At 42.3% G+C, this 12456-nt stretch carries 10 protein-coding genes, 1 rRNA gene and 1 pseudogene; 11 read left to right on the top strand and 1 reads right to left on the bottom strand.

The genetic code is table 11. The features are described from left to right. The 10 genes and pseudogenes from rrf to pssA form a co-directional block, all read left to right on the top strand. Positions 1-94: ribosomal RNA gene (rrf, locus tag ASG93_RS19030) — 5S ribosomal RNA — on the top strand; the annotation flags it as partial. 508 nt (positions 95-602) lie between these two features. Then, positions 603-1511, top strand: coding sequence for an SDR family NAD(P)-dependent oxidoreductase (locus tag ASG93_RS19025; protein WP_056834212.1), 909 nt, complete (start codon positions 603-605; stop codon positions 1509-1511). A 363-nt stretch (positions 1512-1874) separates the two neighbouring features. Continuing rightward, a complete protein-coding gene (locus tag ASG93_RS19020; RefSeq protein WP_029196492.1) occupies positions 1875-2336 on the top strand; it encodes a CtsR family transcriptional regulator in 462 nt (153 codons plus the stop codon). Positions 2337-2349: 13 nt separating this feature from the next. Further along, positions 2350-2862, top strand: coding sequence for a UvrB/UvrC motif-containing protein (locus tag ASG93_RS19015; RefSeq protein WP_056834210.1), 513 nt, complete (start codon positions 2350-2352; stop codon positions 2860-2862). 65 nt (positions 2863-2927) lie between these two features. Beyond that, positions 2928-3947 carry a protein arginine kinase gene (locus ASG93_RS19010; RefSeq protein ID WP_056834217.1) on the top strand — a complete coding sequence of 340 codons (1020 nt, stop codon included), beginning with the start codon at positions 2928-2930 and terminating at the stop codon, positions 3945-3947. A gap of 60 nt (positions 3948-4007) precedes the next feature. Further along, positions 4008-6449, top strand: coding sequence for an ATP-dependent protease ATP-binding subunit ClpC (gene clpC, locus ASG93_RS19005; RefSeq protein ID WP_056834209.1), 2442 nt, complete (start codon positions 4008-4010; stop codon positions 6447-6449). Between the two features lie 221 nt (positions 6450-6670). After that, a complete protein-coding gene (radA, locus tag ASG93_RS19000; protein WP_056834207.1) occupies positions 6671-8101 on the top strand; it encodes a DNA repair protein RadA in 1431 nt (476 codons plus the stop codon). Between the two features lie 400 nt (positions 8102-8501). Beyond that, positions 8502-8689: pseudogene (locus ASG93_RS35185) on the top strand (DNA repair protein RadA); the annotation flags it as partial. Positions 8690-8747: 58 nt separating this feature from the next. Continuing rightward, positions 8748-9827 carry a DNA integrity scanning diadenylate cyclase DisA gene (gene disA, locus ASG93_RS18995; protein ID WP_082614963.1) on the top strand — a complete coding sequence of 360 codons (1080 nt, stop codon included), beginning with the start codon at positions 8748-8750 and terminating at the stop codon, positions 9825-9827. A 120-nt stretch (positions 9828-9947) separates the two neighbouring features. Further along, entirely contained in the window at positions 9948-10697 is a 750-nt protein-coding gene (pssA, locus tag ASG93_RS18990; RefSeq protein WP_029196485.1) for a CDP-diacylglycerol--serine O-phosphatidyltransferase, read from the top strand. 75 nt (positions 10698-10772) lie between these two features. On the opposite strand, the gene ASG93_RS18985 is transcribed toward pssA, so the two are convergent. Next, positions 10773-11168: a hypothetical protein gene (locus ASG93_RS18985; protein ID WP_056834216.1), complete on the bottom strand. Its 396-nt coding sequence runs from the start codon at positions 11166-11168 to the stop codon at positions 10773-10775. 155 nt (positions 11169-11323) lie between these two features. On the opposite strand from ASG93_RS18985, the gene ASG93_RS18980 reads away from it, so the two are divergent. Beyond that, on the top strand, positions 11324-12391 hold the full coding sequence (locus ASG93_RS18980; RefSeq protein WP_056834203.1) for a PIN/TRAM domain-containing protein: 1068 nt from the start codon (positions 11324-11326) through the stop codon (positions 12389-12391). Positions 12392-12456 lie beyond the last annotated feature (65 nt).

Raw genomic sequence — 12456 nt, 5'->3', positions numbered from 1 at the left:
CCCACGCGTTCCCATCTCGAACACGACCGTTAAGCCCTCCAGCGTCGATGGTACTTGAACCGCAGGGTTCTGGGAGAGTAGAACGTTGCCAAGCACAAAATAAAGCCTTTTTGAGAGAAATCTCAAAAAGGCTTTTTTGAAGTATAAGAAAGTATAAGTTTTCTGAGGCATGAGAGATCTCCTTTTTGGCTAGGTTCGTCGTTGTTAGTACTGGAAAACTTATAGATGAACTCTTCTTTTCAGCCACCGTTCCTTAGAATACTGTACATTTTCCAATGGATATGGGGTGGAAAAGCAAAAGTGTCCGTATTTGAATCGTGCGATAACTGCTAAATAAATTCAAAGAAACACGATTTCAAGAAACAGGTAGGAGCCCCATATCCAATTCTCTCTACATGCACAAATGTATGGGTTTTGACAAGGACCTGGCCATCGGCCAGGCTTTTTTGTTATTTTGGACTTAATACTGTTGGAGCGTGATCAAAGGTCAAATTTTATTAATTTTTATCAGCGAGACTACTTGACAGATATAGGAAATCATCATAAACTAATAATGAATGAACCATTCATTTATCGATAATAAATAGTAAGGAGATAAAAACATGGATGAAATGAGAACGAACTTTAATTGGTCGGTTAAAGGTAAATATGTGTTAATAACAGGTGCAACTAGCGGTATTGGTTTAGCCGCGGCTAAAGAACTTGCGGCACTAGGTGCAAGTTTGGGGATTCTTGCACGTAATAAATCTAAGGCGAACGATACGGTTTCACAGATTCAAGCTTATGTTGGTGGATGTGCCCAGATGGATGTGTTTTTAGCTGACATGTCTTCTCAGCAATCTATCCGTCAGGTGGTTGACGAAATTTTATCAAAATGCCCAAGAATCGATGTCCTTATCAATAATGCGGGCGCCCTTTTCGAAACACGGCAGCTGACTGGCGACGGAATGGAGATGACTTGGGCGGTAAATCACTTAGGGCCTTTCTTGTTAACGACTTTACTTCTTGAACGATTGAAGATAAGCGAATCTGCCCGAATCATCACTACTGCATCTCATGGACACAAGATGGCCAAGAAGGGACTTGAATTCGACGATATAAGTGCCGAACGTCTTTATAAGAAAATGAAGAAGTTGATGGGTGGCCCCACTTTGCGCTATGCTCAAACCAAGCTTGCTAACATCATGTTCACCGCTGAGCTAGGGCGTCGCATAGATGGTACAGGTGTCATTGCCCATTGCTACGATCCTGGACTAGTCGCTACAAATTTTAATCAGAACAATGGACTCATGGCTCGTATGACAATGGCAGTAATGAAGTTATTTTCTCGCACCCCGGAAAAAGGAGCTGAAACCTTAGTTTGGCTGGCAGATTCCTCTAACATCACTGGCCCTAATGGAAGCTACTACGTAGATAAACAATTGAAAAATCCATCAGAGGCGGCACAGGACCTAAATGCAGCAAAGCAACTGTGGAAAATTAGTGAAGAACAGATTCAATCCTCTAAGTGATCATTGCAGGGTAATTTTAAAATAGAGAATGGAGTTTGAAAACCATTGGCACCATCACAGGATGTCGACATTCGAATGAAAATTTTAACATAGTAAGAGGGGGAGTGTTTTGACGATCAAGTTCATTTTTTATTAAAAAAGAATTAATTGGAACACGCCCTTACGTTAAGTAGGGGTTTTTTTGTAAATACTGTGATTAGGTTGAAAATCGGTCAGTATTCTGTCGCGAAAAAGCATATTTCTGATGTTAGACAATTTTAAAAAGAGCAGTACTTGTCAAAAAGAAAGGAAATGATTATAATCTAGTTAAGGTCAAAGAAAGTCAAAGTCAATTTACTTCTGGCAATCTGGGAGGACGAATTGATGCGCAACGTATCAGAAATTATTGAACAGTATTTAAAACATGTTCTGCAGCAGAGTTCTGAAGGGGCTATCGAGATTCAACGTAATGATCTAGCTGACCAGTTCCAATGTGTGCCTTCCCAAATCAATTATGTGATAAGTACAAGGTTTACCTTGGAAAAAGGATACATTGTGGAAAGCAAGCGCGGCGGTGGTGGATACATTCGTATCCAAAAAATCGAGCTCAAGAGTCATGGGTCCATTTTAGACCACATTTTTCGCACGATTCATACGCACATTGATCAAGTTACTTCAGAAGGACTTGTATACCAACTGCAGGAAGGCCACTATATTTCAACACGAGAAGCTAACCTGATTCGGGCCGCAATTTCGAGAGATGTGTTGACCTTCAAGCTCCCGCTGCGCGATGAAATTCGGGCCAAGATTCTTAAAGCAATGCTGATATCCTTGCTTAGCAGATGAGGAGGCATATGAAATGATTTGTCAGGAATGCGGGAAACGACCGGCGACTCTTCATTTTACCAAGATTGTGAATGGAGACAAGAACGAGTTCCACATTTGTGAGAATTGCGCTCGTGAAAAGGGTGAAATGATCCCCGGAACATCCAACGGATTTTCGATTCACAATCTGTTGTCAGGATTACTTGATTTCGAACCGTCATCTCTATCCGCTGCAAAGTCTCAGGCGATCCGTTGTGAGAGCTGTGGTCTTACGTATTCTCAGTTTAGTAAATTAGGACGTTTTGGTTGCGGATCCTGCTATCAAAGCTTTTCAGATAAGCTAGATCCTCTCTTTAAAAGGGTACATGGCAATATCGTTCACGTTGGGAAAGTGCCCAAACGAAGTGGTGGCATCATCCAATGTAAGCGGGAAATTGATACACTCAAGAAGGATATGATGACCTGTATTGAACAGGAAGAGTTCGAACAGGCTGCAAAGATTCGTGATCAAATTCGTGAAATTGAGAAGAAAATTGCGGGTATGTGAGTTTGTAAGGAGGTGTGAATCCAGTGACATCACAGCGGTTTACAGCAGATGCATTAAGCGAATGGATGAAAGGCGAAGGGCCTGAATCGGATATCGTCATCAGTAGTCGGATCCGCATTGCTCGCAACCTTAGGGACTACCCTTATCCGATGCTAGCGACGAATCAACAATCTCAAGAAGTGCTGGATCATTTATCCGGTGTACTTGAAAATGATGAGTTGGAGACGATAAGCAATTTTTCACTCATTCCGCTATCTGATCTGAATGAGCTTGAGCGAATGGTTCTGGTAGAAAAGCATTTAATTAGTCCTAATTTAGCTAACGAGTCCAGGAATGGCGCCGTTATTTTAAGCGAAAATGAATCCATCAGTATTATGATCAACGAAGAGGATCATCTTCGCATACAATGTTTATGTCCCGGTTTTCAGGTTAAAGAAGTATGGGATTTGGCGAACCAAATCGATGATATTTTTGAAACACAGCTGGATTACGGCTATGACGAAAAGAGGGGCTACTTAACAAGCTGCCCTACGAATGTCGGTACTGGGATCCGTGCTTCGGTGATGATGCATTTGCCCGCGCTGGTGCTAAGCCAACAAATTAATCGGATTTTATCAGCTGTAACGCAAGTTGGGTTGACAGTTAGAGGATTATACGGGGAAGGCAGCGAAGCTTTAGGAAACCTGTTTCAAATATCGAATCAAATTACACTCGGCCAATCCGAAGATGAGATTATTGATAATTTACACAGTGTTGCAAGGCAAATTATAGAGCATGAACGTGCTGCGAGACATAAGCTGATTCAAGAGTCCCGAATGCGGATAATAGATCGTGTGAATCGTTCATTAGGCATTCTGTCATATGCGGGAATCATGGATTCGAAAGAAGCCGCGCAGCGTTTATCTGATGTAAGACTTGGCATTGACCTTGGGATTATCAACAACGTTTCATCGAATGTTTTGAATGAATTGTTGGTGATGACGCAGCCTGGTTTTCTTCAGCAATATGCCGGTGAGAAATTAAATGCCGAAGAGCGGGATATACGCAGGGCAGAGCTGATACGGGAAAGATTTGGTAGGGTTTAAGAAAGATAAGATTCATCCTTTAGGATTTCTATAGATATACTAATTTTGGAGGTGTTCTCTATGATGTTTGGAAGATTTACGGAACGTGCGCAGAAGGTTCTTTCTCTTGCTCAAGAAGAAGCTGTTCGTTTAGGGCATAACAATATTGGCACGGAGCACATTTTACTTGGTCTTATTCGTGAAGGGGAAGGCATTGCTGCTAAAGCGCTCGTTGCTTTGGGCTTAGGTCTTGAGAAAATTCAAGACGAAGTTGAGTCGCTGATTGGCAGAGGACAAGAACAGCCTACCAACATTGCGTATACACCTAGAGCGAAGAAGGTCATTGAGCTTTCGATGGATGAAGCCAGAAAATTAGGTCACACGTATGTGGGGACTGAACATATTTTACTCGGGCTTATTCGCGAAGGCGAAGGTGTTGCGGCAAGAGTCCTTAATAACTTAGGTGTCTCTTTGAATAAAGCACGTCAACAAGTCCTTCAATTGCTTGGAAGCAGCGAGACTGTGTCGCCAAGTCATGGCAGTAATCCGAATGTAAACACGCCTACATTGGATGGTTTAGCGAGAGATCTGACGGCGTATGCCAAAGAGGGTCATTTGGATCCTGTGATTGGGCGCAGCAAAGAAATTGAGCGTGTTATTCAAGTGTTAAGCCGCAGAACGAAGAACAATCCGGTGTTGATCGGTGAACCTGGCGTTGGTAAAACAGCGATTGCTGAAGGCCTCGCACAGAAAATTATTAACAATGAAATTCCAGAAACACTGAAGGATAAAAGGGTAATGACCCTCGATATGGGCTCTGTTGTAGCAGGGACTAAGTATCGCGGCGAGTTCGAAGACCGTCTCAAAAAGATCATGGACGAAATTCGTCAAGCGGGCAATATCGTACTATTCATTGATGAGCTTCACACCTTGATTGGCGCTGGCGGAGCGGAAGGTGCAATTGATGCCTCCAACATCCTTAAACCGGCACTTGCTAGAGGTGAGCTGCAGTGTATTGGTGCTACAACGTTGGATGAATATCGTAAGTATATTGAAAAAGATGCGGCTTTAGAGCGTCGTTTCCAACCTATTACAGTTGATCAACCATCTCCTGAGGAAGCTATTCAAATCCTTTATGGATTGCGTGATCGTTATGAAGCTCATCACCGTGTGAAAATTACGGATGCTGCGATTCAAGAAGCTGTAAAACTTTCCGATCGTTACATTACGGACCGTTTCCTACCGGATAAAGCGATCGATTTGATCGATGAGGCGAGCTCCAAAGTAAGACTGCGCTCTTACACAACGCCGCCTTCATTGAAACAGCTTGAGAGCAAGCTGGATAACATCCGTAAGGAGAAAGATGCAGCGGTTCAAAGTCAAGAATTCGAGAAAGCAGCTGGACTTCGTGATACGGAGCAGAAGCTTCGCGAAGAGTTGGATACAACGAAAAATGATTGGAAAGAGAAGCAAGGTCGTTTGGACACAGAAGTAACGCCAGATGATATCGCGCAAATTGTCGCGAGTTGGACTGGAATTCCGGTAAGTAAACTTGCTGAAGAAGAAACAGAGCGTTTGCTCAAAATGGAAGATATCCTTCATGAGCGTGTCATTGGTCAGGAAGAAGCTGTTAAAGCCGTAAGTCGTGCCATTCGCCGCGCTAGAGCAGGTCTGAAAGATCCGAAGCGTCCAATGGGCTCCTTCATATTCCTAGGACCAACGGGTGTTGGTAAAACCGAATTAGCACGCGCATTAGCAGAATCTCTATTCGGTGATGATAACGCGGTAGTTCGTATTGATATGTCGGAATACATGGAAAAGCACTCGACTTCTAGATTAGTAGGAGCGCCTCCGGGTTACGTTGGGTACGAAGAAGGCGGCCAACTCACGGAGAAAGTACGTCGTAAGCCATATTCGGTCGTATTGCTCGATGAGATCGAGAAAGCACATCCAGAAGTGTTCAACATTCTATTGCAAGTGCTGGAAGATGGTCGCTTAACAGATTCCAAAGGTCGTACGGTTGATTTCCGCAACACATTGATTATTATGACATCCAATGTTGGCGCGGAGATGATTAAGAAAAATTCTTCACTTGGCTTTACGGCTGCTATCGATGCAGGTAAAGATTACACCAATATGAAGGATAAAGTAATGGGTGAGCTCAAGAAGAGCTTCCGTCCTGAGTTTCTTAACCGTATCGATGAAATTATCGTGTTCCACTCCTTGGATGAAGCACATATTGCACAAATTGTCAGCCTGATGGCCGATGATCTTCGCAAACGCTTGAAAGAGCAAGAAGTTGATTTCTTGCTAACAGACAAAGCGAAAGCATTTCTTGCCAAAGAAGGATTCGATCCGACTTACGGCGCGAGACCGCTGCGCAGAGCGATTCAGAAGCATATCGAAGATCGCTTGTCTGAGGAGCTGCTCAGAGGCAATATTGCCAAAGGTGACTCCTTAACCATTGATGAGAAAGATGGCGAACTTGTCGTTCTGAAGGGCGAAGGCGTAGCCGTAAAATAATGAAAGCAAAGAAGCATTTTGCTCCATCCTACCTAGGGTGCAGCAAAATGCTTTTTATTTTCATAAAAAAATGTATGATAGAACGGTGGATGCAGAAATAAACAAACCGTTGTCACCCAGTTGGCTGAAAACAGTTTGCAATTTTCCGCTAATAAAATATAGAGGAGCTATTGGATGAGTTTGAAGAACTATTTGATTAATTGGGGAAGTGAATCTTAACTATGAAAAAGAAAACCATATATAAATGTACCAGTTGTGGTCAAGAGCATCCCAAATGGCAAGGTTCGTGCAGTAGTTGTCGTGAGTGGAATACCCTTGAAGAAGATGATGTTATAAACGCTCCTAGTGGTGGTCAGAAGGGCATAAACAAAAAGAAGAATGTTATCATAAACCGTCTTACAGATACCGTATCCCAAAACAGTGATAGGATCGTTACTAAGTACAATGAATTTAATCGTGTAATGGGTGGAGGAATCGTTAAAGATTCTGTTACGATTATTACGGCTGTTCCAGGTGCGGGAAAATCCACACTTTTATTGCAAATATCAGATGATGTGGCAAAGCAAGGATTGAAAGTGCTGTATGCTTCAGGTGAAGAAAGTGATAGTCAGATAAAGAGGAGAGCAGAGCGAGTCTTACAAGATATTCATAAAAACGTCTGGGTTTATTCTGATAATAGTTTGAATAATGTCTTAGGTTGTATTGACCAAGTAGACCCTGACCTCATTATTATTGATAGTATTCAAACTTTTGTATTAGAAGAATATCCGCAAAGACCTGGCTCACCCACGCAGACGATGGAATGCGCGAATACTCTCTTAAAGGTTGCAAAAGATGCACAAAGACCAAGAGCCATTATAATGGTTGGGCAAATGACCAAAGATAACGAATTAGCTGGATTAAGAGCATTAGAACACTTGGTAGATGCCGTACTTGTTCTTGAGGGGGAGGAAGGCGAGGAGCTAAAACAGCTATTTTCGACTAAAAATCGTTACGCCAGCACAGGAGAGCTTGGATTTTTCACAATGGGTGAGCAAGGATTGACACCTATTGATAACCCCTCAGAGTTCTTTATGACACAAAGAGACGAGAATGATGTAGTTAGTGGCAGTGCATTAACAGTCGTTAAAGAAGGCACAAGACCCATCATTTTGGAAATAGAAAGTTTGGTATCAACCACGTTCATGCCATACCCAAGCCGGATTGCTGAATGTTTAAAAAAAGACCATGTGAATACACTTATCAGCATCATGGAGCAAAGAGCCAATATCCCTCTTCATGATAAGAACGTGGTTGTTAAAACGACAGGCGGTATTCGTCTAAAAGAACAATCATCAAATTTAGCCGCGATAATGAGCATTGTATCTTCCTGCAAGAATCAAGGTATCCCAAATGATACTGTATTTATCGCAGATATTGGATTAACAGGTGAATTAAAGAAAGTACCTACGTTAGAACTAAGAATTAGAGAACTTGAAAGAATGGGTTTCAAACGTGTTTATGTTGCGCTCAATGGCTTGAAAAGCACAACTACGTTTTCTACGATAAAGGTAATCCCATGTAAGACATTGAGCCAAGTCATCCACTCTGTATTTGGTACTTCTTCCAAAGGCAAAGAGCAGAAAGCACCTTGGGATGAGGAAGATAATTAGACAACAGCTATTGCGACTCCTACCAATTTGAATCATTAGATTGAATGATAAAGTTTCGAACTTAGTTATAAACTAAACTGGTAATCCGAGGAAATTAGAACTGCTCTTTCATTATATACAACTTCTTTTAAAGGAAAGCATTTTCCGTTATACTTAGTTGTAAAGATTTAGCAACTGGTACAATTCAGATTAAGGGTAGGTTGAATCAAGGCAGCATGAATTTCGAATGTGAAATGTATTATATATGTAGAGGGATTGTTGTTTTAAGAAGAAGATTATAAACGGGACTCATTGGATATTCTTCAAATGGCTTATTCAAACGTTTATGAACATTGGTTGGGATGTTGTCTAATCCAATCGTCTATTATATCGTTTAAAAGAATTTTATTGAGCATTGGGGTTGGGTATATTCTTACAAAATCAAGATACTTACTTGAATGCGGCCGGTGGAGCAAAGCTAGATGAACCGGCAGTCGATTTAGCGATAGCCATTAGTATTGCATCCAGTTTTAAAGATCAGGCAACCTGGCCCTATGATGTAGTGTTCGGTGAGATCGGTTGACCGGAGAAGTCCGCGGTGTATCCCGGAAAGCGGTACTGGGTTAACTCGTGGTCATTCAACCTGCAAGCCTTCAGGAGGAAAATGATGAGTAAAGAAGAGATGAAGCGAGACGTCATGAGCCAACTGCTGCAAATGGTAGCACCTGGTACACCGTTCCGTGATGGGTTAGAGAATGTCCTACGCGCCAAAACGGGTGGACTTATTGTAGTTGGATATAGTACAGAAGTAACGGAAATCGTAGATGGCGGTTTTTCCATTGATTGTGAATTTTCCCCCAATTATTTATATGAGCTTGCTAAAATGGATGGCGCGATTATCCTTAGTGAGGATATCAAACGCATCCTATATGCGAACACACAATTAATCCCTGATTCCTCTATCTCATCATCGGAGACGGGAATCAGACATAGAACAGCTGAACGTGTTGCGAAGCAAACCAACAAATTGGTTGTTTCGATTTCACAGCGGCGCAATGTTATAACACTTTATCAAGGTAATTTGCGATATGCGTTGAAAGATATTGGTGTTATCCTGACCAAAGCGAATCAAGCGATTCAGACATTGGAGCGCTACAAAGTCGTGCTTGATCAATCGCTGACCAATCTAAGCGCTTCCGAGTTTGAGGAATTGGTTACCCTGCATGATGTTACCAATGTCATTGCTCGGTTTGAGATGGTGCTGCGCATTAAGGCCGAGATTAATCGATACATTAATGAATTAGGCAATGAAGGCCGTCTCATTAGCATGCAGCTGGAAGAACTTGTTGGGAATGCGGAACTTGAAGCGCGTTTGATCGTAAAAGATTATGTACGTGATTTATCAGAAGACCGCGTTAAAGAAATGCAAGCTGGCTTAAAGCGTTTATCCTCAGATGAACTGCTGGAGCCGCACCAAATTATCCGTTTGCTTGGATATCCGCATACGAATTCTATTGCCGAAGAACCCGTTTCCCCGCGAGGGTTCCGAATTTTAGGGAAAATTCCGCGGTTGCCGTCTATCATTATTGCGAATCTGGTCGAAAAGTTTGGTTATCTGCCTCACATGATGATGGCGACAATTGAAGAATTGGATGAAGTTGACGGAATCGGAGAGGTGAGAGCCCGAGCGATTAAGGAAGGCCTCAAAAGAATTCAAGAACAAGTGTTCATTGACAGACATATTTAAACTAGATACAATCATAAAGTATCATTGTTGAGGTTTTATTAAGTCAAGGCAGTTTTATGCGGTCGAGGTTTTATTAAGTCGAGATTAGGGTATAGTAAATCCAGAGGTGGACAAAAACATATGTTAACGAAATCAATTCCCAGTCTTTTTACAGTAGGGAACTTATTCCTAGGTGTACTGTCAATTATTCTCGCTTTCAGTGGTGAACACGGAATTGCAGCAGTGCTAGTCATTGTCGCTATGTTGCTTGATGGACTTGACGGACGTGTAGCCAGAGCTTTGAACGCACAGAGTGAGTTTGGTAAAGAGTTAGATTCGCTGTCCGATGTCATTTCATTCGGTGTAGCACCAGCTTTTATCATGTATGTGGTTGCATTTAATGACCCGAATGTGATTAGTCCGGCATTTGCTTGGATTGTTACAGCGATCTTCCCGATTTGTGGAGCGCTCCGTTTAGCTCGTTTCAATGTCGTTGCCGGTACGCCTGGCTATTTCATCGGTCTTCCGATTCCAGCCGCAGGCGGTGTTCTTTGTACACTAGCGTTGTTTGTGAACGAAATCAATGTATATGTATTGTTGGTAAGTACAATCCTGTTATCTTACTTGATGGTAAGTACAGTGAAGTACCCGAACTTCAAGAAAGCCGGTATTCCTAAAGCAGCTATTTGGATAACGCCAATTATTGTTGCCGTTGCTATTTTGATTGCTATCAAATGGCCGGAGTCGATTTCTAAAATGATTTTCGTCCCTCTATTAGCCTACGCGCTATATGGCCTAAAAAAAAACGTTGATGGGTTCTTCATCCGTCTCCGGAGAAAGAACAAAAGACGCGGCATGGACGACACGAATTCAGTGAAATCAGACGTTTAAAACAGGTTTCGAAAATAAAAAGCATTTATTTTCTTCTGATGATTCAGAGAGAAAATAAATGCTTTTTTTTCGTCTTCATGACATGTTGAAAAGTCCCAGTGTTGTGCATTTCTTCGATTCGTTCTCAACGACTTGCTCCAAATTAACGTCTAGGATGTTACTAAGTGCAGACATATAGAAGAGATTTCTACCCAGTTCCGTACTTACGACCTCGATGCATTGTTCACATAAGTGACCAGATACATGAGTGCCGAGCACATCCTTGGCCTCATCCAAAGTCATCTCAGGATGATACTCTTGCTTGGCTGCATGAACCTGAATACATCCACATTCCGTAATAGATTTCACCACAGAACGATTAGCAGCTGCGCCAGACTGTTGAAATTTGGATAAGACGTCAAGCAGACTTCGGTGACGGAGTAACAATTCGGATACTTGATCCTGAAACTGCTTTAAAGTCAAGGAGCTCATTCCATCCACCTCGGGTGTGTTGGTAACTTCCAATTTCATTATAAAGGAAGCCCTCTAATATTTCAATTTTCCATGTAAAGAAGTGATTAACGTTGGAGAAATTGGAACATAATTGTAATAAGGCTTAAAACAAGTTTGATTTAGGGGGTGAATCTGTGATGAGGAAATGGGTACAAATCATTTTGGCCATCATGGGTGGTAGTTTAGGTTATAGTTGGAGTGATTCGATCCTTCGAAAGACAGCGTTAATGAGTGATGCAGGACAAGTTATTTGGATTAATAGTTTATGCGCAGTAGGGATGTTCTTCCTTTCGTCATGGGTTGCTAGTCAGGGAATGAAGCTGCTTATGAGAGGCGAAAGGAATGTAGCGGATATCCCGGTGTCCGATTTACTCTCAGGTACATTAGGCTTAGTCATTGGACTGCTTATATCGGTATTGGTGTTCCCTGTCTTAGAGCAGGCGAAGTGGGCTAGTCCCTTTTTACCATTCATTGTATCTGCGGTATTAGCTGTAATGGGGTTCCGTATCGGTTACAGCAAGCGGGAAGAGTTGGTTCAGATCATTGCAAAGAGTCGATCCTCAGGTCCGGAGAAGCAGACACACCGTCCTTATGAGGAGCATAAGATTCTCGATACTAGTGTCATTATTGATGGCAGGATCGCAGATATTTGCAAAACAGGCTTCATTGAGGGAACGCTTGTTATTCCCGAATTTGTCTTGGAAGAGCTGCAGCACATTGCCGACTCATCGGATTTACTCAAGCGGAATCGCGGTCGACGCGGTCTGGACATTTTGAACAAAATCCAAAAGGAACTTGAAGTGAAAGTGCTCATTTACGAAGGAGATTTTGAGGAAATATCTGAAGTAGACAGCAAGCTAGTCCGGCTCGCCAAAGTACTGCAAGGCAAAGTGATTACGAATGATTTCAATCTAAACAAAGTATGTGAATTGCAAGGCGTTTCGGTGCTCAATATCAACGACCTCGCGAATGCAGTGAAGCCAGTTGTCCTACCGGGCGAAGAAATTATAGTTCAAGTCATTAAGGATGGCAAGGAGCATGGACAAGGTGTAGCTTATCTGGACGATGGTACGATGATCGTGGTGGAAGGCGGGCGCGAATTCATCGGGATGACACTAGAAGTGATGGTCACAAGTGTTCTGCAGACTTCGGCGGGACGAATGATTTTCGCTAAACCGAAACTATTGGAAAAAGCACAGTAAAACCAGTATGATAAGGAGATGTAACATAGCTCTTACTAGGTCGTTTATCCTTGGGTCTATGCTTA

This window comes from Paenibacillus sp. Soil787, from assembly GCF_001429545.1.
Lineage (GTDB): Bacteria > Bacillota > Bacilli > Paenibacillales > NBRC-103111 > Paenibacillus_E.
This window is presented reverse-complemented; position numbering and strand designations above follow the sequence as displayed.

Excerpts from the sequence above, each read along its gene's own strand:
- ASG93_RS19010 (WP_056834217.1), top strand. The coding sequence starts at position 2,928 with ATGAAAGGCGAAGGGCCTGAATCGGATATCGTCATCAGTAGTCGGATC.
- ASG93_RS19015 (WP_056834210.1), top strand. The coding sequence starts at position 2,350 with ATGATTTGTCAGGAATGCGGGAAACGACCGGCGACTCTTCATTTTACC.
- ASG93_RS18985 (WP_056834216.1), bottom strand. The coding sequence starts at position 11,168 with ATGAGCTCCTTGACTTTAAAGCAGTTTCAGGATCAAGTATCCGAATTG.
- radA (WP_056834207.1), top strand. The coding sequence starts at position 6,671 with ATGAAAAAGAAAACCATATATAAATGTACCAGTTGTGGTCAAGAGCAT.
- ASG93_RS19020 (WP_029196492.1), top strand. The coding sequence starts at position 1,875 with ATGCGCAACGTATCAGAAATTATTGAACAGTATTTAAAACATGTTCTG.
- ASG93_RS19025 (WP_056834212.1), top strand. The coding sequence starts at position 603 with ATGGATGAAATGAGAACGAACTTTAATTGGTCGGTTAAAGGTAAATAT.
- clpC (WP_056834209.1), top strand. The coding sequence starts at position 4,008 with ATGATGTTTGGAAGATTTACGGAACGTGCGCAGAAGGTTCTTTCTCTT.
- pssA (WP_029196485.1), top strand. The coding sequence starts at position 9,948 with ATGTTAACGAAATCAATTCCCAGTCTTTTTACAGTAGGGAACTTATTC.
- disA (WP_082614963.1), top strand. The coding sequence starts at position 8,748 with ATGAGTAAAGAAGAGATGAAGCGAGACGTCATGAGCCAACTGCTGCAA.